This is a genomic window from Rhodococcus sp. SB1D, from assembly GCF_048573875.1.
In the GTDB taxonomy this organism is placed as follows: Bacteria; Actinomycetota; Actinomycetes; order Mycobacteriales; family Mycobacteriaceae; genus Rhodococcus_F; species Rhodococcus_F qingshengii.
The window spans coordinates 285,611-308,206 of the sequence record NZ_JBMAIQ010000003.1 but is presented as its reverse complement, the minus strand read 5'-3'; the positions used below and the strand labels follow the sequence as shown (position 1 = coordinate 308,206).

The following is a 22,596-nucleotide window of genomic DNA, read 5'->3' as shown; positions in this document are numbered from 1 at the left end:
CCCTCGTACCTGCGGACGCAGGACGGTTCGATTCTAAGGAGCGAAATTCATACATGCAGGACAAAACGGTCAACTAGTTCTCGTCAACATCTGCTCGGATTCCTCGGAGAGAGTCTGGTTGACGCTGGTAGTGCGCAGCGTCGCCGCACAGACCAACGCACCGAGAGCTGCGATGAAGGCTGCGACAAACAGTGCCAACCGAAGTCCACCGACAAAGTCGTCCGGTGGTCCGCCGGGCAGCATCGACTGCGCCGGAAGGAAGGCGCCGAGCACGGCAACCCCGACTGCGATGCCGGTCTGCCGGAACGCGTCGTTGATCCCTGCGGCCAATCCGGAATGGTTCGAAGTGCTTTCGCCCAGAACCAACCCACTCATGACGGGGTTGAACACCCCGGCCCCCACGCACGCGACAACAAATCCGGGAAGTATCGCGTACGGCGAACTGGTCACGTCGACGACGGTCATCATGACCAGCCCCACCGAGACGAGTAGAAGCGAGCACGTCAACGAGACCGAGACGGGGATGCGCCCGTCCAATTTCGCGGTGGCGCCCGCGACGACGAACATCGCTATCGTCGCCGGTAGATACACCAGGCCGGCGTCCACGGGAGACAGATGCAGCACGTTCTGCAGGTAGATGGTCGTGTAGACGAACACCGCGAACAGGGAGGCGGAGATCGAGAACGCTGCGATCTGCGCTCCGGCGAAGGCCCGATTGGCGAGCAGATGTGGGGGCAGCATGGGCTCGGTGGTACGAAGCTCGTGCAGGGAGAAACCGATCATGGCGGCCGCGGCGATCACCGCGGCGATCATCGGCTGCGGCTCGAACCACCCATCCTCGTTACCGCGTAACAAACCGAACACCAGAGCTGCCAGGCCGGTGGACACCAGAATCTGCCCGGGCACGTCCGCGCGGCGAGGCCGAGGATCGCGTGACTCGGGAACCCACCGCACCGTCATCGCCAGTGTGATCAACCCGATCGGAACGTTGATCAAAAAGATTGCGCGCCAATCCAACAACTCGGTGAGCAACCCGCCCACCAGTGGGCCGACGGCAAACGCGCCCCCGATCGTGGCGCCGTATGCAGCCAGAGCAGTCGCGCGCTGGGGACCCTTCTCGAACACGTCCGCCAGCAAGGCAAGTGAGCAGGCGAAGAGTACGGCACCGCCGATACCCTGAGCGGCCCGCGCGAGGTCGAGCACCCAGATGTTCGGCGCCAGAGCGCAGAACAGAGATGCCGTGGTGAACCACAGAATGCCGATGACGAAAACATGGCGTCGACCCCGTCGGTCTGCCCACGATCCGGCGCTGAGAACGACCGTCGCCAATGCCAGCGTGTACGCGTCGATCACCCATTGCAGGGCGCTGACTCCGGTATCGAGATCGGATGCGATCGACGGCAGGGCGGTGTTGACGACGGCGATGTCGAGCATGAGCATTGCGGTGCTCACGCATACTGCCAGCAGAGTGGCTCGTCTTACTGCGGTGTTCTTCGGGGTGATCGGTGCGGTCATGGCCCGTCCTGATGGTCGAAGGGGTGTGGACTCGGAACACCCTGCGCCCCGACGCTTGGGACATATCGGGCGAAATGCTTGGAACCCGCATGGTTGATAACTGCCGTGTTACTCGGAATCCGTCACCACCTGCTCGGTCGAATACGCACTCTCCCAACGGTTAATCTCTGGTCATGGAGACCAGCCAGTGGGTGCGACGGGTGTTGGTGGTGGAAGACCAACCACTGATGCGTGCGCTCGTCGGTGACACGCTCACACACGCCGGGTTCGTGGTCCATACGGCCGGATCGGCGGTCGAAGCGCTCACGGAGTTCGACGGATTCGATCCTGACCTCTTGGTCACGGACATCGACCTTGGCGTGCGGCCGAACGGCGTCGATCTCGCGAACATCGTCACCGTGAAGGCTCCGCATTGCGCGATCGTGTTCCTGACGAACTACCCCAACGCATCGACAGCGCCAGGTTCTGCGGGTGTGCCGCCGAAATCGCTGTTCGTGGACAAGGCGGCTGTCCAGTCGGCGGATCAGTTGATCGGCGTAGTGGAGGCCGCGTTGACGGAAACCGAGCCACCGGCGCTCGGGAGTGATCCGGACTCCGCCTTGTCGAGCCTCACCAGATCACAGCTCGATCTTCTGCGTTACATCTCGCTCGGGTGGTCGAACAGCGCAATCGCAGCGCATCGTGGGTCCTCGATCCGAGGTGTGGAGAAGCTCATCGCGCGCACTCTCGAGAGCCTGGGATTGACGCACGATTCGTCCACCAATCCGCGAGTGCTTGCTGCGAGTATCTTCATCCGCCATTTCGGTGTGCCCGAAGTGACCGACTCGGTGTGAACCCGCGCGAGTGGTGGCTTCGACTCGGTGATCGGAACATCGTCACCAAGTGGTCCTGGATTCTGACGCTGCCGTTCGCGGTGACCGTGATGGCCAACTACTACCTGTGTACCGGGGTGCGCGAAGTAGGCGTGATGGCAGTCGGCGCCTTCGCGACCCACTGCGTTGTCGGGGTGATGCTGCTGATGGCGAGGGCTGTTCTTGCAGCACACCGATCGCAGCTCGCAGCCCTGGCCCTGTTCGCAGTGATCGGCGCGATCCGCCCGTTCGTCCTCGACGCGATCACCCGCGCGCTCGAACTCCCCGTCGACCCCAGACCGATGCTCGTCCGGGTGGCACTCAACGTCGCGTGCAGCGTTGTCTTCTTGTCGTTGACCGCCGTACTGGTAAGCGCTCTCCGTGACCGCCTCGCGCTGCAACGGAGTTTGAAGGTTGCCGGGGCCGCCGTCCAACTCCAACAGACCCGGGATCGATTCCGCCTCGGCCAAACCCGTGCGCAGTGTCGGCGAGAGCTCGAGCGCAGTATCGAGACGGTCATGCACGCGGTTGCTGAAACGGAACTCGAGGGAGTGCGAGGAGCAGCTCTCTTGAAGCGAATCTCCGACGACGTGGTTCGCCCGATGAGTCATCGACTGTTCCGGGAGATTCCCCCGATCGAATCACCGACGCCGACTGTGCGGCTGACGGCGAGAGATCGACTGATCGGCGTCGTACGCAGCGTTGAACCGGCGCCACTGTACGTACCGGTGTTCGCGTACACGGCACTGGTGACCGTCTACCTGCTCACGACTTACGGCGTGACGTTCACGGCGGTCCAGCTCGGCGTCGGTTTCTGGCTCTTCGTCGGTGGCAATGCGTGCGCTCGCCGAGTTGTCAGCAGCGGAGACGGCCCTCTGAGACGGATCGCGACTCTTTCTGCGGTGTACTGCTCGAGTGCGCTGATCAGCAGTACCGCGACGTGGCTGCTCCTGACGGTGTTCGGCCGTACCCCGACCTTCTATTTCTCGTCGATGGCCGTCTACCCGTTGGTTGCGCTGTCCGTCTGCCTGATCAGGGCTGCGGATACGCAGCGTCAGGACGAGGAGCGTCAACTCCGCAGTGCCCTGAGCCGGCAAGCGCTCGATGCAGCTCGTATCCATGCCGAGCTCATGCACACCCGACGTGGACTGGCCAGGTTGTTGCACTCGTCGGTGCAGGGCGAACTCGTAGCGGCCGCATGGTCTTCGGGCGCCGTTGCCGGTCGCCCAGTCGATGTTGCGGCAACCATTGCCCACATTCTCGACGGCTTGGAAAGCGACCTGTCTGCGTCATCCGATCAGCCGGCTGACTCCGATGCCCGAAAGCGTATCGATGATCTTGTCACGGTGTGGCGCTACGCAATTCCGGTCGTCAGTCACGTCGACGACGAAGTCTGGGCGGTGATCGGTTCCGGCTCCGCTCGGCTCGACAGCGTGGTGGAGATCCTGTCGGAGGGACTGACCAACGCCGTGAAACACGGTGCAGGAGGGCCCGTCTTCCTCGAGGTGACACTCGCCGATGCTCGGGCGGTAGTAGTGCGGATCAGTTCGCCGGGTCGGCTGCCGGTGGCACGGGACTCAGGGATCGGGCTTGAATCGCTCGCCGGTACGGTAACGTCCCTCGAACTTGTCGAAGAGGAAGACCGGGTGGTCCTCACAGCCGTGCTTCTGTGACACCGTGAGTGGCGATGTCGTGGAGGCCGAACGTTTCGCCAATGGCCGGATTGGCCGCTTGTACGGTCGCAGAAATGGAATCGATTACTGCGCAGCTCATCCCACTCGCCACCGGCGTCGTCATCAGCCCGATTCCTCTGGTTGCGATCATCGCGATCCTACTGTCCACTCGGGCGAAGGCAAATGCATTCGCGTACACCGCGAGCATCGTGCTGGCCGCGACAGCGATCACAGCAGCGACGGCACTTTCGACCACCGGAGTGGAATCGAAGTCCAGCGGCAGCGCGCATACCGTCCAGACGGTGTTCGCCGTCGTGTTCACTGTCGGTTTTCTGGCGCTCGCATACTCGAGTTGGCGTAGCCGTCCGAAAGACGATGCCGAGCCGGCGATGCCGTCGTGGCTGGCGCAGATCGACTCGATGCAACCGGCCAAAGCCGCGGTCCTGGGACTGTTGTTGACCGTACCCAACGCGAAGAACCTGCCGCTCGAACTCAAGGCAGGTTCGATCATCGGTGGCGGGCACCTCGGCTGGGTATCAGTGATCGCGTACTCCGTCCTGTTCGCGGTAGGGGCGTCCATCGCTTTGATCGTGCTGTCAGCATTGGCTGCCGTGCCCTCGGCGAAGGTGACCGATGCACTGAGCGCCACCAAAAGCACTCTGATCCGCCACAATGCGGCAATCATGACCGTTTTGTTCCTGATGCTGGCAGCATTGGAACTCTCGCACGTTGTCGAAGCCCTGTCGAAGTAGCAACTTGTTTTCGAGGAGAAATCGAATGACGATCACACCCAGCGAAGCGCCGGTAGTCGAGACAACGTACGGGCCGGTTCGAGGATCGACGGAAGGCTCGGTGTCGAGTTGGAAGGGGATTCGTTACGCGGCACCTCCGGTCGGTCCGCTGCGATTTCGCGCGCCGGTTCCGCCGAAGTCATGGACCGAGGTCCAGGACGCAACAGAATTCGGGCCGTGTGAGCCGCAAAGTCGACTCGCGATGATCCCGCTCGGTGAGAACGTTCCGATGGACGAAGACTGCCTGTTCCTCAACGTGTGGGCACCGGGCCCCGTCGGTTCTGATGCGCCGGGTAAACCGGTGATGGTCTGGATTCACGGCGGAGCGTATTTCCGCGGAGCGTCCAGCCAACCACTTTTCGACGCAACCACATTGGCTGAGAACGGCGACGTTGTCGTCGTCTCGATCAACTACCGCATCGGTGTGTTCGGCTTCGTCGATTTCTCGTCCTTCAATTCGAGTGAACATACCTTCGAGCCCAATGTCGCTCTCCGCGACATGATTGCAGCGCTGCAATGGGTTCAAGGCAACATCGCGGCTTTCGGTGGCGATCCCGACAAAGTGACGTTGTTCGGCGAGTCGGCAGGTGGCGGCGCGGTGACGACGCTGATGACCGTCCCGTCCGCTCGCGGCCTGTTTCATCGCGCTATTGCCGAAAGTTCGCCCGCCACTTCGGTGTACGGTAGTGAACGTGGTGAGATCGTCGCGAAGCTGTTTCTCGAGATCTTCAGCGGCGGAAGCGATCTGGGTCTGTTGCGGTCCACGTCTGCCGAAGACTTGATCGGGCCGTCAGACGAACTGTTTGCTCGCGTCCCCCAAGAGACGCCTGGCACTTTGGCGTTCGCGCCGATCGTCGACGGTGATCTGCTCCCTGACTACCCGGTGCGCGCGTTCCGTCACGGCAATGCACACCCGATTCCGCTGATCATCGGAACCAACAAGGACGAATCTTCGCTCTTCCGGATGATGAAGTCGCCGTTGATGCCGATCGATCCCGTCGTGATCACGTCGATGTTCGCGGAGATCGCCGACGAGCATCCAGGACTCGAGCTACCGGATCATTCTCAGATCGAAGGCGCGTATTCGGGACTGTCCAAGCTGGGCGCCGGTCTCGGTTTGACCCGTGATTTCGGATTCCGGCTGCCTACGTTGTGGATCGCCGAGGCGCACAGCAAGGTTGCGCCGACGTGGTTGTATCGCTTCGACTACGCGCCGCCGATGCTCAAGGCGCTGAAGATCGGTGCGACCCACGGCACCGAACTTGCCTACGTCTTCGGCAACATCAACCACGGGGCACGAGACATCACCTACAAGTTGGGTGGATTGAGCGCGGCGCGTCATGTCTCTGAGCGCATGCAGGCGAGGTGGTTGGACTTTGCCAGAGCTGCAGGCGATTACGACGCCGGGGACGATCGCGAACTGGGTGCGGACCCGGGGTGGCCCACTTACGACACCGACACACGCTCGACACTGTTGATCGACAAACGCGATGCCGTCGTCGCTGATCTCGACCGCGAGATCCGGGAGGCGTGGGGTGAGACGGTGATTGCATTCACCTGACGGTTCAGCCCTGCTCCAATTCGGCCAGGTAGTGCGAGACGGGTCCCACGGTTAGCATTCCGCTTCCGGCGCCGGCTATTTCGGCGGCGGCAGGTAGGAGCGCCGCTCGCGCACGCTCCTTGACTCGACGGTCGCCGACTGCAGTGGCAGCTGCGGCAGTCAAGCACCACAGTGCCTCGGAGAGTAGGTCTTCGGGCGGGTCCGGCAATGCCTCGACGGCCTTCGCTGCTTCGTTCGTCTGCCCCTGTGCGATGAGCAGGTGTGGCCGGGCCCAGGGTTCGTAGGGGCCCCACTGCGTGGTCGGGTCGAAAATCGCCGGCAGTCCCCGCCATACGCGGAGGGCGAGAATTGCGAGAGGGAGTATGCCGTCCGCGAGACCCGGCATGCCGGCATCGGAAAGATTGACCGCCGCAGCTTCGTACAGCTTCTCGCAGTGCGCGGCCTCCGCGCCGGCAGCGGCAGTACGCATAGCGCGAAACCAGGTGGTGAACACCGCTGCCAACGGGCGTTCGTGACGTCCGGCCAATCGATCAACCGTCTCGGAATGTAGCTCGGCTGCATCGAATTGCCCAAGGGCGCTGAGGGCTTGCATGCGGATCAGACGGCCGAGGATCTCGAAGGTAGCCAGGCCGTGTCGAATGGCGAGGTCGACCAGTTCACGGCCGATGTCGTCGCGCTCGGAGGCCAGACCGTTAGTCCAGAACGTCTGCATGAACAATCCGTTCAGAGCGAAGGCCAGGAGCCCTGGATCGTCGAGAGCGCGACCGATCTGTACTGCGGCACGGGCACATTCGAGACCGTGATGACCGGGCAGTCCGCGCGATTCGAGTGCGATTGTCGCCAACAGTCTCGCCCGAGCGGGTTCGTTGCCGGCCGGAAGTCGATCGAGAGTGCGCTGAGCGGCCTCGACGATCTGCGTAGCCTGCCGAGGATCGTCGGATCGCGTCCAGATCCCGGGCACGTCGTAATTGCCGATGATCCGCGCGGTGAGTTCGACGTCGTCCAATTGTTCAGCGGCGCCGATGATTGTCAGTCGTTGGTTTCGGGCAGTCTCGAGTCCGCTTCCGCCCGCAACTGCCAAACTTCGGAGGAGGCCGACGGTTGACTCCAATCTCGATTTCGATCCTGCCGCTACGGTCCGGTCGTACGCTGCCGAAACCTGACTGAAGATCTGTTCTGCCCCTACAGGATCCAGGCGGGTTTCCCGGCGGAGAATGTCGGACTCGAGGTCGTTCAGTCGTGGACCAGGGTCGATGCCCAACTCTTCGGCGAGTAACTTCCGTGCGCGACGTAGGACTGCCAGAGCATCGCCTTGACGATCGGACCGGTACAGCGCCAGAGCGAGTAGTCGCCAACCCTCCTCGCGCCAAGGGTGTTCCGTCACGTGGGCATCCAGATCGGGAATCGCTTCGGCAGCTCGCCCGAGATCGAGCTGCGCGGATGCCAAGCGTTCGACGGCAGTCAGACGCAGTTCCTCCAAGCGTGATCGCTCCGTTCGGGCCCAAGGCTCGTCGGCGAACTCCGCGTAGGCCGGCCCTCTCCACAGCTGCAGCGCGGTTCGGAGCAGTTCGAGTGATTGCGCCGGCGTCGAATCTGCGGCTTCTCGCACCAGTCTTTCGAATTCCCAAGCGTCGACCGCGTCGGGTGCTGCATGAAAGGCGTAACCGGGCCCCTCGGTGACAATGACTTTCGGCTTCTTTCGCGGCGCGCGATCCGGTTCGAGCGCACGCCTCAATGCGGAAACGAACGTACGTATTGCGCTGGTAGCGCCGGACGGAGGATCGACCCAGAGGTCGTCGACAATCACGTCCACGGGAACAACACGGCCGCGGGCGACGACGAGACGAGCGAGGACCGCTCGGTGTCGTGGACCCTTCAGATCGATCTGGTGTGAAGACTCGTTCCACGCGACCACGGGTCCGAGCACTCCGAAAGCCGGGGCTTCAAATGTGTGGTCTCGCATTTCCCCACGCTATCGCGCTCATCGAACGCTCATCGACTGCGGCGAAGCTGATTGCCATCACCCCGACCTGCCATCACCCCGACTAACGAGAGCGATCGATGACTATCACCATTCCAGGTTTCGACTACCAGCAGATTTCCACAGCAGACGGAGTGCGGCTCAACGTCGCGGTCGGCGGAAGCGGAACACCACTCGTCCTTCTGCACGGCTTCCCTCAGACTCACCTCATGTGGCGTCACGTAGCCACTGCCTTGGCGTCGGATCACACCGTCATCTGCCCGGATCTCCGCGGATACGGAGCCAGCGACAAACCGGTCGAGGAAAACCCGGACACCTACTCCAAACGAACAATGGCTGCCGACATCGTCGAGGTGGCCAGGAAATTGGGACACGAGAAGTTTGCCCTCGTCGGCCACGATCGTGGCGCACTGGTTGCCGTCAGAGCGGGGCTGGATCATCCGGATGTGATCACGCAACTCGGCTCGCTGGACGTGCTCCCCACCCTGGATATGTGGGACATCCTGCATGGATCGAATGCTGCTGTGGCGTTCCATCTCTATCTCATGGCTCAGCCACCTGGTCTTCCCGAGCAGATGATCAGCGCCAGCGCCGATGCGTTCTTCGAGTACTTTCTCGACGTGTGGACGCAGAACCGCGAAGCGATTCCGGTAGACGTGCGGGCGGAATACCTGCGCGCCTCACGGGAGGCGGTGCCGTCGATCGTTGCCGATTACCGGGCGTCGGCAGGCATCGACATCGAACACGATCAGTCCGATCGGGAGGCGGGCAACCAACTGCACATGCCGGTCACGGTCATTCAGCAGGACTGGGGCTCGATGCTCGGCTACGACGCCGAGGCCCTGTGGAAAGCGTGGGCGCCCGATCTCGAGCACCGCACGCTGTCCGCAGGTCACTTCATGGCAGAAGAGGCGCCTGCCGAAGTGGTCGAGGCGATCCGGACCCTACTCGAGAGGTAGTTTTGACGCTTCTCGGCTGTCGAGGTACTGGCGAGCGCATCACGTGCGTCGCGAATGGACGAGGGGGATCGATGGGTTTCTCGCTGCACTTCATGCGGGTGACGAAGGACGTGCAACTCGATGTTGATCGGGCGGCGGTCGCCGCTTTCCTCGATCAGCACGGGCTGCGCGTGGTCGAGAGCCCGTACGGAGGCGAGATCGTCGACCGTGACGACAGGGCATTGACGATCGACGGGGCCTTCTCCGACCTTCATCTCGACTCGCTCGAGCAGAGCGATCCACTCAGTGGTGGAATCTTCCACGCGACGCTGTCGCCTGCCGAGTGCGCGTTCGTCTACGACCTCTGCGCGGCGGCTGGGTTCCTGATCGTCAACCCTCAGGGTGACCCGACGTTTCTCGTTCCCCAGCGCAATCACGAGCCCGACGACGTTTCCGAGTTGGAGGACGTCGTCTGGGTCGACAGCGCCGAGGAACTGGCGCGGGCGCTCACCGGTGGTTTCCAAGCGTTCCGCGAGTTTCGGGACCGCGTGACAGGACGAGCCGCCGGTGCCGAATGATCGGGGCCCGTCGGGTTGACGAAGGTCGGGTTCTACCGCTTGACCCCGGCCGCCAAGTCGTCGACGAGAACCTTGGCGGTCAAGGCGTATCCCGCGGCCTTGTAGTAGTCGAAGGGAATCACTCGACCAGCCTGCGCGGCGGGCAGACGCTGCCACGTCGGCGAGGTGTACACGCTGCCGGAGGCGCTGCGATCCAAGGCGAAGATGACGTCGGCTTCTTCGAGACGGTTGAACTGCTCCGATCCGAGCATCACGCGAAGGTCGGGGCCTTCACGGAGCACCTCGAATCCCAGGTCCTCGGCGACGGCGGTGCGGAAATCGTTCTGGAACCACGCGATCTGATCCTCCGCGGCGGCGACGAAGGCAACCTTCTTGCCGGCCATCAGCGGTTCGACGGTCGGGCGGACCTGAGCTACATGGGCGTCGTACTCGGCGAGTACTTCTTCGGCGCGATCGCTGCGCCCGATGCCGGTGAGGAAGTCCGACATGACCTTCCGCCACTCCGGGGTGAAGTCCTTGCCGACGGGCAGGACCGGTGCGATCTGCTGCATCCGGTCGTTGCCGTACGACCCGGTGTCCCACCAGCCGGCGCTGAGGACGAGAAGGTCGGCGCCGAGAGTCGAGATGTATTCGAAGTTGGGATCGGAAGCACCTTCGGCGAAGATCTCGACACCCGTGGCATCCGGGACCTCACGGCGCAGGTGTTCGGCTGCGCCGGTCGGGTAGGCGGTCACCGGGTATCCGGCGAGGATCGACAATTCGAGGCCGTCCCGCGGATCGAGGGCAACGACGTTCTGTGGGTCCGTCGGAATGATCAGCTTCTCGTCGCCGCGCGTGAACTCGAAGGTCTCCGCGTTCTCGGGCGTCGAACTTTCCGTGCTGCCGCACGCGGCGAGAAACGCGGCCGCAGCGACGCCCGCGCCGACGCCGAAGAAACCGCGTCGCGTCAGGTTGTCCACGATCGCCCAGTAGTCGCGATCGGTCGTGGAGGGAGAAAGGAGTCGAGTCATGCTTGTTAGGTTAGCCTTAGGGGCTGTCTTCGGGAATGCTGAAACAGCTCCCGCGAACGCCAAGAAATACGGCGAACACGCCAGCACAGAGAGTGTTGTCCGCGTCACCGGCAGGTCTGATTCACAACCCACTTTCGACCTCTGACGTGCATGACGTCACAACCGGCCGCCTCCTCGATCGCGATTTGGCCCTGATCGCGCCGACTATGCTGAGTTGACCAGCAGTACGATTTCGGAGGTTGCAATGCAGATCACCAGCGTCGGCCACGCAGGATTTCACATCCAGACCGAGGCCGGATCCATCCTGTGTGATCCATGGGTGACCCCGACGTATTTTGCGTCCTGGGTGCCGTTCCCCGACAACACAGAGTTGGACTGGGACGCGCTGGGCAACTGCGACTACCTCTACGTCTCGCACCTGCACAAGGACCACTTCGATCCGAAGAATCTGATCGCGCACGTCAACAAGGACGCCACAGTCCTGCTCCCCGATTACCCGGTGCCGGACCTCAAGCGTGAACTCGAGAAGCTCGGCTTCCACAAGTTCTTCGAGACGGAAGACTCCGTCAAGCACACCGTCAGCGGTCCCAAGGGCGATCTCGACATCATGATCATCGCTCTGCGCGCTCCCGCGGACGGTCCGATCGGTGACTCGGGCCTCGTCGTCTCGGACGGGGAAACCACCTGTTTCAACATGAACGACGCCAGGCCCGTCGATCTGGACCCGCTGACCGACGCCTTCGGGAAGGTCGACATCCATCTGCTGCAGTACTCGGGCGCGATCTGGTACCCGATGGTCTACGACATCCCGAAGGGCACCAAGCGCAACTTCGGCAAGCAGAAGCGTCAGCGCGGCATGGACCGTTGCCGCAACTACATCTCCCAGGTCGACGCTGCCTGGGTTGTTCCGTCGGCCGGCCCGCCGGTCTTCCTCGACGACGACCTGCGTTACCTCAACGACGATCACGGCGACGAGGGAAACATCTTCCCCGACCAGATCACGTTCCTCGAGCAGATGCGCATCAACGGCAACGATCGTGGTCTGCTGATGATCCCCGGCTCGGCCGTCGAACTTCGCGGAAGCGAGAAGGTCGCGCTGACGCATCCCATCCCGGACGCAGACGTCGACAAGATCTTCTCCAACAAGGCCGAGTACATCGAGAAGATGGCGCAGAAGATGGCACCGGTCATCGCCGCGCAGAAGGCCACGTGGGCTCCGGCCGAAGGCGAGCCGCTGCTCGACGGTCTCAAGGCCAAGTTCGAGCCGATCATGGCTCAGTCCGATCTGATCTGCGACGGAATCGGCTACCCCGTCGGACTCGTGATGGGAGAGGAGACGGTCGTCCTCGACTTCCCGAAGCGGATCGTTCGTGAGCCCATCGACGGAGAAGGTAAGTACCGCTACGGCTTCCGCATCGCTCCCGAACTGGTTCGCACCGTTCTGCGCGACGACGAGCCCGACTGGGTCAACACCATCTTCCTGTCGACACGCTTCACGGCGTGGCGCATCGGTGGGTACAACGAATTCCTCTACACGTTCTTCAAGTGCCTCACCGACGAGCGCATCGCGTACGCCGACGGCTGGTTCGCCGAGGCCCACGACGACAGCGCGTCTATCGAGTTGGGCGGGTACGAGATTCAGCGTCGTTGCCCCCACCTCAAGGCTGACCTGTCGAAGTTCGGTGTCGTCGACGGCACCAACCTCACCTGCGATCTGCACGGCTGGCAGTGGGATCTCGAGACCGGCCGCTGCAAGACGTCCAAGGGCCACGAGCTGCGCACCAGCAAGCTGAGCTGAACCGAGCTCGTCGGGTGACGGGATACAGCAGGTCGCTGATCGGCCTGGCGACAGCGCTCGCCGGGTTGGCCGGTTACGTCGACGCGCTCGGATTCATCACGCTCGGTGGGCCTTTCGTTTCGTTCATGAGCGGCAACATGACGCAGGCGAGCGTCGCATTTGCCGACGGGGTGTGGTCGACCGCGCGGGTGGCCGGCGGCATCATCGTGCTCTTCCTTCTGGGAATCGCGCTGGGAACCGTCGTCACCCACTTCACGGAGCGCTATTCGGTCCGGGCCCGCAAGGTGACGGTGCTCGCGGTTGTAGCCGGGCTGCTGGCCATCGGTTCGGTGATGAGCAGCCTCGACGTCACCCCCGGCGCGATCTCGGCGATGGCTTTGGCGATGGGAGCCGTCAACTCGGTGTTCCAGCGCGACGGCGAGGTGACGATCGGTGTCACGTACATGACCGGTGCGCTGGTCAAGATGGGCCAGCGTCTGACCGGAGCCTTTCTGGGTGGCCCGAAGTGGGCGTGGCTGCAGCACTTCGGGATGTGCGCGGGGTTGATCGCGGGCGCGGTGGTCGGTGCGCTCGTTCATCGGTGGATCGGTCTTCACGCTCTGTGGCCCGCATCGGCGTTCACGGTTGTTCTGATCGCCGTCGCGTGGCGGGTCTCGCCCCCGTCTCCGGCAAAGGTGTAGAAAGAGCCAGACACAAATCCGGGGGTACAGGGGGAAGCAGTGGACGCTCTGATCATCGTGGTGCTCGGTCTGCTCGGAATCGTCGCGGCCTCGACGCTCGGAGCGCGGATCGGAGTCGCAGCACCGTTGATTCTGGTGATGGCCGGGATCGTTGTCAGCCTCTTACCATTTGTCCCAGCAGTGGACATCGACCCGGAATGGATTCTGGCAGGCGTGCTTCCGCCACTGCTGTACTCCGCCTCGGTCTCGATGCCGTCGATGGAGTTTCGGCGTGAGTTCGGTGCCATCGGTGGGCTTTCCGTTCTGCTCGTGGTCGTGAGTGCGCTTGTTCTCGGTGTGTTCTTCTCCTGGGTGATACCAGGACTCGGTATCTGGTGGGGCATTGCACTCGGTGCGATCGTGAGCCCGACGGATGCCGTCGCGACGTCCATCGTCAAGAAACTCCCGGTCTCGCCGCGGGTGGTGTCGATCCTCGAAGGCGAAAGCCTGCTCAACGACGCCACCGCTCTGGTTCTGTTGCGTACTGCCATCGCCGGGGCCGCCGCATCGGTGTCGCTGTGGAGTGTGTTGGGCAAGTTCGCTTTTGCCGTCGTCGTGGCCGCGGTCATCGGAGTTGTCGTCGGCAAGGTCAACCTGATGGTTCGCGCCCGTGTCACCGATTCGACGGTCAACACGGTCATCTCGTTCACGGTGCCGTTTCTGGCGGCGATCCCCGCCGAAGAGTTGGGTGCGTCAGGATTGGTTGCTGCAGTCGTGGCCGGGCTCGTCACCGGCTACGACGCTCCTCGGAAGCTGTCACCGCGACACCGGTTGTCCGACTCCCAGAACTGGCGCACAGTCGAATTGGTCCTCGAAGGTGCGATCTTCCTGGTGATGGGCCTCGAACTCTCGTCGATAGTCGACGATGTCCGGGTCGACCACGAGGGCATATCCACGGCGGTCTTCGTGGCGGCGGGTGCACTGTTCCTCACGATCTTGGTGCGGGCTCTGTACGTGGCCCCGCTCCTGCGAGCGCTCCAAGCGCGGGCGAATTTTCGTGAACGCATGAAACCCAGACTCTCCGACATCGCGAATCGCCTCGACAATCCCGAGGATTACCCGCCAGACGAACGACGCAGCAGGCGCCGGGCACCTTCGGCGAATCAGATGGAAAGGTTCAAGGTTCGGGTTCGGCGGACGGTTGCCGATATCGACTACTACCTTGCTGCGCCGTTGGGATGGCGTGAAGGCACGATCGTCATCTGGGCCGGCATGCGCGGGGCGGTCACTCTGGCTGCAGCGCAGACTCTGCCGGAAGACACCCCGAGTCGATCGCTCCTGATCTTGGTTGCGTTCCTGGTGGCAGCAGGCTCGTTGATCCTTCAGGGAGGAACGTTGAGGCGCGTCGTAGTGGCGACCGGTCCGGCAGCGCAGGACCTCACCGAATCCGAACTAGACGAGCATCGCAGGTTGCTCGACCTCCTCGAAGATGCTGCTGCGAGTGTCGTTCCGCCAGAGGGTCGGTCGAAGAAGAGGATCCGCCTCGACGTGATCGACGCGCAGCGTCAGGCACTGCTCGACGCACGTGACGATGGCGTGTTCGACGCACGGATGCTCGGATCGGCACTTGCCGCGCTGGATGCCGATCAGATCAGCCTCGAACTCAAGGGCGGTCCGGACGGTTGATCACGTGCACAGTCTCTTTCGAGCGGACGTCATCATTGCCCGCGTGATCACGCCGTGCAGTACCTGAACGGGTGCGAAGTAGATTCGGCCCGCGCGGTTCTTCAGCTCCACGGCGGTGACGACGTGCAGGAGGCCGGCGTCGTTGTCGGCCTGAACCGAGGCGACGAATCGTAGGTGTTTCTCGTCCGCTTCGATGAGGGCCTCGCCGTCGGCGATCTTGTCGACGGCAAAGGTGTCGGGGCGTCCCTTGGCGATGCCGAGCAGTCCGACTATCCGCTCCCTGAGCCAGAACATCGCGAGGACGGGTGCGGGGACATTCCTGACGTCGAAGACTGCCTGCGCCCACTCCTCGGATGTATGGGTCGGAACAGACGGGATGGTGATCGTGGTGGCTTCTGCCCAGTCCGGTGCAGGCATTGCCTTGAAAGCGAGTGTCATTTCGTCCTCCGTACGGTGCCGTATGGAACTTACCCATACGGTACCGTACGGAGGTGACGAATGCCCGCGCCCGACTCTCTCGCGACCAGTGGATCGATGCAGCTTTCCAGGCTCTGACAAGCCATGGGCCTGATGCAGTTGCAGTGGAAAAGGTGGCGCGCACGCTCGGATCGACCAAGGGTTCCTTTTATTGGCACTTCGCCAACCGCGACGAATTGCTGCAAGCTGCGCTCGGCCGGTGGGAAGTTTTGGCAACCGAGAGACTGATCTCCTCCGTCGAGTCCTCTGGTGAACCGGCGGAGGTGAGGTTGCGTCGTCTGGTGGATTCGGTCACGACCGGATTGGCCGGTCGCCGTGCGGAGTTGGAACTGCTTGCCGGGATCGGCCATCCTTTGGTTTCGGCGGCGGTTCGACGTGTCACCGAGCGTCGAGTTACGTACATCGTGACGTTGTTGGTCGATCTGGGGATGGGCAGGCAGAAAGCGGAACATCGTGGCGTACTTGCCTATTCGATGTACCTGGGGCAGATGCAATTGGTACACAGTGCGCCCGATGTGGTTCCTGGCAGCGGTGCGGACGCTCAGGCGCTCGCCGACGAGTTCGTGAACATGGTTCTGGCCAGGTAAGTCCGCCGTCGAACGCAGCGTGATCTGCGCATCACCCTGCGCTTTCAGGTGAGGGACCACACATTGCGCGTAACCCATAGTTACAGATACTTTGAGGTCAGCTGAAGTGGGGTGCCGGATATGTCGACATTTCCCGGAGGCGCAAAACCGTTTCACGACAGGAAGAAAGGTGACTCACCATGAGCGTTGTGCTTATTTCGTTGCTGGTCGCCGCTGGACTCACCGTGCTGGCCACCAGTGACGGTGCCGGTCTGGACTTCGGGAGTCGGCAGCTGAACCGCCAGTTGAAGACCCGCACGCACCGGTAACCCCGGAAATCGGCCGGCTCCACGCGATACTTCGCGGAGCCGGCCGATTGCGTTGCTCCGGTCAGTTCACTCCGAGATCTACCAGCCAGGCCCGGGTGCTGCGGGCGACGATGCCCAAGGCAACGGCAGAACCCGTCGCGGAGTCGAACGCGACGCTGTCGGCAGATTCGAGTCCCGTGTAGAGCTGGGAAACCCCGGCTGCTGCGCCCCCTCCGATGATCGGCGCAATCGACGCACCGAAGGCATCGGGCGTCACGGCTTCGAAAGTTACCGCGCGCGAGAAGTGTTCGGCGAATGCCTCGGCGAGTTCGATGCCGGTGATCGCCGGAATCTGTCCGATGTCGACCGCGTCCGGTGCTACGTCGAGAGTCAGGGCCGCAACGGCTGCATCAGCGACGTCGAGATGTGAACTCCATGCGACCGCGAGATCGGCACGCAGTGGGTAACGCAGGACCCCTTCGTCTTTCACCCCCGACAGCACGGTGGGCAGAAGAAGATTCTCGAGGAACAAACGCGGGGTCAGGACGGTCACCGCGATACCTTCGGCGTGGAGTCCGTCGACGAGCTCGGAGAGAACGGGTGTGTTGGGACCGGCAAGCGGCGAAGTAGCGTCGCGGGTCACCGTGCCGCTGGTAGAGATCACGAACCGCGAAGGACGTGTCACTCTTGCTGCTGCCAGAACGTTGTGGGCGTAACCAGCTAGCGTCTCGGTGTCACCGGCGAGTGGCAGGTGGAAGAACACCCCGTCTACCCCGCGATAAGCATCGGCGAGAGAGTCGGCTGACGCATTGTCCGCGACGACGGTGTTCGCACCCTCGAACGTCTGGTCAGGGTTGCGGGTGATTGCTCGGACTTCGGCACCTGTAGATCCGGCGAGAGCCGCGACCAATCCCGCGAGAACGGGAGAACCCTGTGCGCCGGTGGCGCCATGCACTGTGTAAGTCATGACGCCTATAGTTCAGATTGGGAACCAGTTACTTCAAGTGAACTAATGGGGAATCGATGAGTGAATCAGGTCACGTGCTTCCGGAGTGCGGCGTCGCGCGCTTTCTGCTGGTTCTGGACGGACCGTGGGCAACGCTGATCGTTCGTGAGCTCACGCACGGCCCGATGCGCTTCACGGAACTACGACGCGCATTGCCCGGCATCAGTCCCAGGACACTTTCCGCCAGGCTCAAGCGATTCGAGGAGTTCGATCTGGTGACCCGGACTGCCTACGCCGAGGTGCCGCCGCGAGTGGAGTACGAACTCACCGCGACGGGGATGGAACTGCGCTCCGTGCTCGAAGCGATGGTCGAGTGGGCGGATCTGGCACTCCCCGTTTCGTGACCCTGCCCTCAGTGCGGGCCCGAAAGTCCAACCCGCAGAGCGCCGCAGGCCTCGAACATCGCATCTTGACCGGTATGGCCGACACCGGTGGTGTTGACGAAGGCATGGATCAATCCACTGTGACGCCTGAGTGCAACCGGGACTCCGGCCTCTCGCAGCCGGTTCGCGTATTCCTCACCCTCGTCGCGTAGTGGGTCGAAACCGGCGACGGCAACGTACGCGGACGGTAGGCCGGCCAGGTCCGGAGTGAGCAGCGGTGAGACTCGCGGGTCGAGAGCCGAAGCGCCGCCCGACAGGTAATGGGCTGCATACCAGTCGAGTTGGGCGTCGGTGAGAAAGAAGTCGGTGCCGAACATCTTGTGCGAAGGGCGCTTCGACGAAAGGTCCACCCAGGGGAAGAAGAGCAGTTGGAATACTGGTTTGACGTCGTCTTCGGTCGTGGACTGCGCGACGACGGCAGCCAAGTTCCCACCCGCGCTGTCTCCGCCTACCGCAATGGATTTCGGATCTGCACCCAGCTCTGTGGCATGCTCGACGCAGTACCGGAATGCGGCGACGGCGTCATCGACCCCGGCGGGGAACGGGAACTCCGGTGCTAACCGGTAGTCCACCGACAACACACTGACCTCGCCGTGGCGGGCCAGGAAGCGGCACACACTGTCGCCGCTCTCGAGGCTGCCGAGGACGAACCCGCCGCCGTGGAAGTACACCAAAAGTGGAGCGGGCGTTGAGACTCCGGCCGGGCGATACAGCCGAGCCGGAATCGCGTGATCCCCGGCCGGGATCTCGAGGTCACGTACCGTCTCGATGTCGATGGGCGTACCGCCGAACAGTCGCGATTCGGCGTCGATCTGAGCCCGTCCCTCTTCGACCGGAAGATGCTCGAAGCTCGTACCTTCGACCGCTGAGAGCAATCTCAGCGCAAGCTGGATCTCGGGGTGCAGAGTCTGCCCGTCGATCTCCTTCGGCTTGCCACCGAGAATGCGCTGCGCGCCGGTCGGTAAGGCGCCGACGACATCGAGCACCACCCGCGCAACACGATCTTGGACAGACATCTTCTCCGTGGACATACTCGCCTTCCGTCGGCTGATCACCCGTCGCTTGTACGTTACGAAAGAACCGGACAAATATCCAGGAATCTCGGCGCTCGCGGTCAGCTTGCCGGTGTCACCGTGACTGTGACGGGGCCCGCGTCGTCCGCGGTTTCCACTGTGAGAAGCCGGCTTTGGGGGTTCCAGTTAACGATGTCGGCGCCCGCGACGTCGACGCCGCCGGGAAAGCCGCTCTCGGGTAGATAGATCTCGGTCGGTGCCGTTACCGCGGGGTTCGGGGTGAACGTCAGCTGAAGGCGGTCAACGGTCGAGGACCATTCGGTGGGTGTGCCCGCGACGGCACGCGGATACGGCTTGTTCAGGGTGTCGACGAGGAGTGTCTGCGATCCGTCCGGCAGGTACGGGCCCCAAGGACCTGGATCACTGGACCAGTAGGAGACACCCGCGCCGAGTTCTCGGGCGGTCGTGTAGACGCGGTCGATGTAGTCGGTTGCGCCGGGCAGTGTTGTGTCGAGCCCGAATTCGCCGAGAATGATCGGAACGCCGCCGAGTACGTTGCCTGCGATGTGTTCGACGCTGTCGCGCCAGGTGTCGATGGTCGCGTCGGTGAGTGTGCGTGAGAGGCCGGAGTATCCGTCACCGAGGTCGAGGGGCAGCGGGTACAGGTGTGGGCAGTAGGCGATTCGCTGTTCGCCGGCTCGTGGGTCGTTGATCTTCGTGAGCCCGCTGGGGACACCTTGGTTGACGCCGACGGCCTGCGGGGCCACACACACCCAGCTGTCCTGATCAACTTCCCTGATGGCGTTGGTGGTTCGCTGATACAAGGCAGCGAGGGGCCCACCTTCGAAGGCGGGGCCTTGGAGGGAACCGCCCCACGGCTCGTTCATCAGGTCGTATGCCACGACGGTGTCATTGCCTGCAAAACGTTCGGCCACCGCCTGCCAGGCGTTCGCGTAGTGCTCGACCAGTTCGGGATGTTGGCCGGTGGTGTTCCAGAAGTTGTCGAATGCACGCATCACACCGGGTTGGACGTAGTACAGCTCCCACCGGTCTTGAGGGCTGACCGGAAGGCCGTCCATGTAGGTCGCCCAGGCCGGCGCGCCGTTGCCGATGTTGCCGGCGCCGTTGCCACTGTTGCCCTCTGGTGTGATCGCGCCGGAGTAGACGTCCTGATGCATGTCGAGCATGACCTTGTAGCCGCGCTCGGCGTACCAGCTGACTCGGTCCTCGACGCGGTCCAGATATTCCTGGTCGTACTGTCCCGGCTCTGGCTCCACCGAACGCCAGGAGATCAGGAAACGCACGAAATTTGTTCCCATGTCGGCATGTTCGCGCTCGAGATCGGCTTCGGTGAACTTCGGCATGCCGTCGGGTGCGCTTTTTGCGCTCGACGCCGTGTTGAACCCTCGCAGGATCAAGGAGCGCCCGGCGTCGTCGGTCAGGTACGACGGTGGCACCGACGTGCCATCGGCGTTCCCCGACGTGGGCAGGCTGCCCTGAGCCGCGGCAATTCCGCCGCCCAGTATCAGTGAGCCCGCGACTATCAGTGCTGAGAGCGGGATACGACGCACGGAAACTCCTTCTGGGTATGTGGATGGATTGACTTGTCCGAATGGGGATTCGGCCCTGGGCTTGAACGCTCGGTGTCGATTCACGTCGGTTGGCTTACGCTGGTCCGCCCGTTTTCGATGTGTCCGACGAGCACGCGCTTGAATTCAGGATCTTCGTCGACCGTCACGGCGGCCTGATACCAGCCGTCCACCGAACGCACCGTCCACTGAGAGTGTGCACCGGCAGCGAGTTTGCGTCGGTTTCCGTCCACATTGACCGTCAGTGCACGACTTCCGGAATTGGTCGCCGTCAGTACAAGCGTGCGCGTCCCTGCGTCGACAGTTGTCGAGACGTCGAGCGAAGCTGCCGCACTGTCTGTAGCTCCACTGAACTCGCGCCTGAAACCGTTGGGACCCAACAGGTTCAGGCTGTAGACGCGATCCCTGAGCGCAACGGTGTCGTCGACCTCGCCGACGACGTCGTAATGCCGTGGCTCGTCGAACTCACCTGCGTACGGGTACATGGCCAGGTGCGTTGATGCGGCGCCGGCATTGACCAGATGGACCGCCAACGAGCCGGTTTCCGGGTTCACCGTCGTGTAGGCGTCGGGCTGATAGGGAAGGGCCCGTGCTGGTCGAGTGCCGCTTTCCTGCAGAGGCATTCTCTGTTCGGTGGGCGGGGTCGGTGTCCACCGCGGTTCCAGCGGCGGAGTGGGTTGCGGGCGCGCCAACGTCGGCCGGCTACGCGGGTTGGCGAAGTCGAACACCGACGTGAGGTCGCCACTCACCGTGCGTCGCCACGGGTCGATTTCCGGTTGCGTGATTCCGAACCGCTTCTCCAGAAACTGTGTGACAGACGTGTGGTCGAATACCTGCGAACAAACGAAACCGCCAACAGTCCACGGCGAGATGATCGTCATCGGCACCCGCGGGCCGAGACCGAGCGGCTGATTACCGACCCATTCGGCTTCGACCCAGCGCGGTGGTCGAGGTGGCGGTACATGGTCGAAGTACCCGTCGTTCTCGTCGAAGTTGACGATCACGGCCGTCTTCGCCCACAGATCCGGATCGGACGCGATGGCGTCGAGTACTTGATAGAGCAGTGTTGCGCTCGCCGCAGGTGACGAACCCGATGGATGCTCCGAATCCACCTCGGACGGAACGAGATAACTGACTTGCGGCAGTCGGCCCGACTCGACGTCCTTCCTGAACTCGGCGGCCAGTGTGCCGGGCCGGGATCGGTACAGCGCGCGATCGTAGAGTTGGCGATCAGCAGGCGACAGTTGGTCTGCGGCATTCGCGAGGGCCAGTACCGCTGCGTCCTGGACCGGCGCCGGCATCGACGGCAGGGCGAGATAGAACCCGGCCAAGGTCTGGATTTCGTAGGGGAGCAGGCTTGGCCGACCAAGCAGCCCTGCCGCCACTTTCTTGAAGGCAGTGAAGTATTCGAGGTTGTTGTCTCCGAAGTTGTCCCACTCCTGGTAGGTCTTCCAGGAAATGCCGGCGGACTGCAACCGCTCGGGAACCGTCGTCCATCCGTAGCCGGCGTGCCAGGGGTTGTAGGCCGCATTGGTTACAGCTCTTCCCTCGGGGCCGGGCGGATCCGAAGGCAGGACCGACTCGGTCGGATTAGGCGAAAGTGGCTCGTATCCGGTGTATCCAGAGACCCAATAGTTCCGGTTGGGGCTCGTCGATGTCGGTACGGAGCAGTGGTAGGCGTCGCAGATCGTGAACGCGTCCGCCAGTTCGTAATGGAACGGGATGTCTTGCCGGTCGTAGTACGCCATTGTCGTACTGGTTTTTGCCGCGATCCAACCGTCGTGCCAGCCGTCGGCGAGTGCGGCATGTCCGCCCGCCCAGCTGTGGTCGAGTCCGGTCACGTTCTGGGTGTCCATGCGTTGTGCCGCAGCGGAATCGCGGATGGGGAAGGGGAGCACAGGACCGGTAGGACCGGGTTGTTCGAAGACGCTGTTGCCGCTGCGTAGACGCAACGCATTCGGATCACCGAAGCCGCGAACACCCCTCAGCGCGCCGTAGTAGTGGTCGAAAGATCGGTTCTCCTGCATGACGAGGACTACATGCTCGATCGAATCGAGCCCGCCGGAGTTTGCGGGTGTCGCCAGTACACGTTGAAGCGACGGCGGCAGAAGGGAAGTAGCGGCGACTGCAGTTGCACCGACCCCGGCGGCGAGAAACGACCGTCGAGAAAGAGAATTCCTGGACACTTGTGCTCCATCGATAAATCAATCAGT

20 protein-coding genes are annotated in these 22,596 nt (G+C 62.8%); 12 read left to right on the top strand and 8 right to left on the bottom strand.

The features are described 5' to 3' along the window. Positions 1–69 precede the first annotated feature (69 nt). Entirely contained in the window at positions 70–1,515 is a 1,446-nt protein-coding gene (locus ACN50D_RS10185) for an MFS transporter (RefSeq protein WP_083954726.1), read from the bottom strand. Positions 1,516–1,688: 173 nt separating this feature from the next. Between ACN50D_RS10185 and ACN50D_RS10180 the strand changes: the two genes are divergently transcribed. The 4 genes from ACN50D_RS10180 (at position 1,689) to ACN50D_RS10165 (ending at position 6,391) form a co-directional block, all read left to right on the top strand. Beyond that, positions 1,689–2,348 carry a response regulator gene (locus ACN50D_RS10180; RefSeq protein ID WP_058038412.1) on the top strand — a complete coding sequence of 220 codons (660 nt, stop codon included), beginning with the start codon at positions 1,689–1,691 and terminating at the stop codon, positions 2,346–2,348. Beyond that, positions 2,345–4,039, top strand: coding sequence for a two-component system, sensor protein (locus ACN50D_RS10175; protein ID WP_116057689.1), 1,695 nt, complete (start codon positions 2,345–2,347; stop codon positions 4,037–4,039). The genes ACN50D_RS10180 and ACN50D_RS10175 overlap by 4 nt, the downstream gene beginning before the upstream one ends. Positions 4,040–4,113: 74 nt before the next feature. Further along, on the top strand, positions 4,114–4,791 hold the full coding sequence (locus ACN50D_RS10170; RefSeq protein ID WP_064113576.1) for a GAP family protein: 678 nt from the start codon (positions 4,114–4,116) through the stop codon (positions 4,789–4,791). Between the two features lie 25 nt (positions 4,792–4,816). After that, entirely contained in the window at positions 4,817–6,391 is a 1,575-nt protein-coding gene (locus ACN50D_RS10165) for a carboxylesterase/lipase family protein (protein ID WP_211921730.1), read from the top strand. 4 nt (positions 6,392–6,395) lie between these two features. Here ACN50D_RS10165 and ACN50D_RS10160 read toward each other — a convergent pair whose 3' ends face one another. Continuing rightward, positions 6,396–8,354 (bottom strand): AfsR/SARP family transcriptional regulator, encoded by a 1,959-nt coding sequence (locus tag ACN50D_RS10160; RefSeq protein WP_209448080.1) that lies wholly within the window; start codon positions 8,352–8,354, stop codon positions 6,396–6,398. Positions 8,355–8,452: 98 nt separating this feature from the next. Between ACN50D_RS10160 and ACN50D_RS10155 the strand changes: the two genes are divergently transcribed. Both ACN50D_RS10155 and ACN50D_RS10150 read left to right on the top strand, forming a co-directional pair. Further along, a complete protein-coding gene (locus ACN50D_RS10155; protein WP_003942926.1) occupies positions 8,453–9,331 on the top strand; it encodes an alpha/beta fold hydrolase in 879 nt (292 codons plus the stop codon). A gap of 71 nt (positions 9,332–9,402) precedes the next feature. Next, on the top strand, positions 9,403–9,888 hold the full coding sequence (locus tag ACN50D_RS10150; RefSeq protein WP_042922885.1) for a hypothetical protein: 486 nt from the start codon (positions 9,403–9,405) through the stop codon (positions 9,886–9,888). Between the two features lie 32 nt (positions 9,889–9,920). Here ACN50D_RS10150 and ACN50D_RS10145 read toward each other — a convergent pair whose 3' ends face one another. After that, on the bottom strand, positions 9,921–10,898 hold the full coding sequence (locus ACN50D_RS10145; protein WP_003942949.1) for an ABC transporter substrate-binding protein: 978 nt from the start codon (positions 10,896–10,898) through the stop codon (positions 9,921–9,923). Between the two features lie 244 nt (positions 10,899–11,142). Here ACN50D_RS10145 and ACN50D_RS10140 point away from each other — a divergent pair, with 244 nt between their 5' ends. Genes ACN50D_RS10140 through ACN50D_RS10130 form a run of 3 tightly spaced genes read left to right on the top strand, consistent with a single transcriptional unit; the run spans position 11,143 to position 15,041 of the window. Continuing rightward, complete coding sequence (locus tag ACN50D_RS10140) at positions 11,143–12,696, top strand: MBL fold metallo-hydrolase (protein ID WP_003942885.1); 1,554 nt, start codon at positions 11,143–11,145, stop codon at positions 12,694–12,696. A gap of 14 nt (positions 12,697–12,710) precedes the next feature. Next, entirely contained in the window at positions 12,711–13,376 is a 666-nt protein-coding gene (locus ACN50D_RS10135) for a YoaK family protein (protein WP_054781194.1), read from the top strand. A gap of 39 nt (positions 13,377–13,415) precedes the next feature. Continuing rightward, a complete protein-coding gene (locus ACN50D_RS10130) occupies positions 13,416–15,041 on the top strand; it encodes a cation:proton antiporter (RefSeq protein ID WP_064113578.1) in 1,626 nt (541 codons plus the stop codon). On the opposite strand, the gene ACN50D_RS10125 is transcribed toward ACN50D_RS10130, so the two are convergent. Next, complete coding sequence (locus tag ACN50D_RS10125; RefSeq protein ID WP_007730272.1) at positions 15,042–15,479, bottom strand: DUF2867 domain-containing protein; 438 nt, start codon at positions 15,477–15,479, stop codon at positions 15,042–15,044. Between the two features lie 53 nt (positions 15,480–15,532). Between ACN50D_RS10125 and ACN50D_RS10120 the strand changes: the two genes are divergently transcribed. After that, the gene (locus tag ACN50D_RS10120; RefSeq protein WP_030536196.1) at positions 15,533–16,105 is read left to right on the top strand and encodes a TetR/AcrR family transcriptional regulator; all 573 of its coding nucleotides are present in this window, start codon (positions 15,533–15,535) and stop codon (positions 16,103–16,105) included. A gap of 179 nt (positions 16,106–16,284) precedes the next feature. Beyond that, the gene (locus ACN50D_RS10115) at positions 16,285–16,413 is read left to right on the top strand and encodes a hypothetical protein (protein WP_003943237.1); all 129 of its coding nucleotides are present in this window, start codon (positions 16,285–16,287) and stop codon (positions 16,411–16,413) included. A gap of 61 nt (positions 16,414–16,474) precedes the next feature. On the opposite strand, the gene ACN50D_RS10110 is transcribed toward ACN50D_RS10115, so the two are convergent. Then, positions 16,475–17,359, bottom strand: a complete 885-nt coding sequence (locus tag ACN50D_RS10110) for an SDR family oxidoreductase (protein WP_064443562.1) — start codon at positions 17,357–17,359, stop codon at positions 16,475–16,477. A 56-nt stretch (positions 17,360–17,415) separates the two neighbouring features. Here ACN50D_RS10110 and ACN50D_RS10105 point away from each other — a divergent pair, with 56 nt between their 5' ends. Then, complete coding sequence (locus tag ACN50D_RS10105) at positions 17,416–17,742, top strand: winged helix-turn-helix transcriptional regulator (protein ID WP_019745900.1); 327 nt, start codon at positions 17,416–17,418, stop codon at positions 17,740–17,742. Between the two features lie 8 nt (positions 17,743–17,750). Here ACN50D_RS10105 and ACN50D_RS10100 read toward each other — a convergent pair whose 3' ends face one another. The 3 genes from ACN50D_RS10100 to ACN50D_RS10090 form a co-directional block, all read right to left on the bottom strand. Beyond that, positions 17,751–18,812, bottom strand: a complete 1,062-nt coding sequence (locus tag ACN50D_RS10100) for an alpha/beta hydrolase (protein WP_162114071.1) — start codon at positions 18,810–18,812, stop codon at positions 17,751–17,753. Between the two features lie 83 nt (positions 18,813–18,895). Further along, a complete protein-coding gene (locus ACN50D_RS10095; protein ID WP_204855244.1) occupies positions 18,896–20,365 on the bottom strand; it encodes a cellulase family glycosylhydrolase in 1,470 nt (489 codons plus the stop codon). A gap of 80 nt (positions 20,366–20,445) precedes the next feature. Continuing rightward, complete coding sequence (locus tag ACN50D_RS10090) at positions 20,446–22,569, bottom strand: phosphocholine-specific phospholipase C (RefSeq protein WP_204855245.1); 2,124 nt, start codon at positions 22,567–22,569, stop codon at positions 20,446–20,448. Between the last annotated feature and the right edge of the window lie 27 nt (positions 22,570–22,596).

What these genes read in the sequence shown, in the direction of transcription:
- ACN50D_RS10160 (WP_209448080.1), bottom strand. Translation starts at nt 8,354, where the DNA reads ATGCGAGACCACACATTTGAAGCCCCGGCTTTCGGAGTGCTCGGACCC.
- ACN50D_RS10170 (WP_064113576.1), top strand. Translation starts at nt 4,114, where the DNA reads ATGGAATCGATTACTGCGCAGCTCATCCCACTCGCCACCGGCGTCGTC.
- ACN50D_RS10140 (WP_003942885.1), top strand. Translation starts at nt 11,143, where the DNA reads ATGCAGATCACCAGCGTCGGCCACGCAGGATTTCACATCCAGACCGAG.
- ACN50D_RS10185 (WP_083954726.1), bottom strand. Translation starts at nt 1,515, where the DNA reads ATGACCGCACCGATCACCCCGAAGAACACCGCAGTAAGACGAGCCACT.
- ACN50D_RS10165 (WP_211921730.1), top strand. Translation starts at nt 4,817, where the DNA reads ATGACGATCACACCCAGCGAAGCGCCGGTAGTCGAGACAACGTACGGG.
- ACN50D_RS10155 (WP_003942926.1), top strand. Translation starts at nt 8,453, where the DNA reads ATGACTATCACCATTCCAGGTTTCGACTACCAGCAGATTTCCACAGCA.
- ACN50D_RS10150 (WP_042922885.1), top strand. Translation starts at nt 9,403, where the DNA reads ATGGGTTTCTCGCTGCACTTCATGCGGGTGACGAAGGACGTGCAACTC.
- ACN50D_RS10115 (WP_003943237.1), top strand. Translation starts at nt 16,285, where the DNA reads ATGAGCGTTGTGCTTATTTCGTTGCTGGTCGCCGCTGGACTCACCGTG.
- ACN50D_RS10180 (WP_058038412.1), top strand. Translation starts at nt 1,689, where the DNA reads ATGGAGACCAGCCAGTGGGTGCGACGGGTGTTGGTGGTGGAAGACCAA.
- ACN50D_RS10105 (WP_019745900.1), top strand. Translation starts at nt 17,416, where the DNA reads ATGAGTGAATCAGGTCACGTGCTTCCGGAGTGCGGCGTCGCGCGCTTT.
- ACN50D_RS10100 (WP_162114071.1), bottom strand. Translation starts at nt 18,812, where the DNA reads ATGTCCACGGAGAAGATGTCTGTCCAAGATCGTGTTGCGCGGGTGGTG.
- ACN50D_RS10145 (WP_003942949.1), bottom strand. Translation starts at nt 10,898, where the DNA reads ATGACTCGACTCCTTTCTCCCTCCACGACCGATCGCGACTACTGGGCG.
- ACN50D_RS10125 (WP_007730272.1), bottom strand. Translation starts at nt 15,479, where the DNA reads ATGACACTCGCTTTCAAGGCAATGCCTGCACCGGACTGGGCAGAAGCC.
- ACN50D_RS10110 (WP_064443562.1), bottom strand. Translation starts at nt 17,359, where the DNA reads ATGACTTACACAGTGCATGGCGCCACCGGCGCACAGGGTTCTCCCGTT.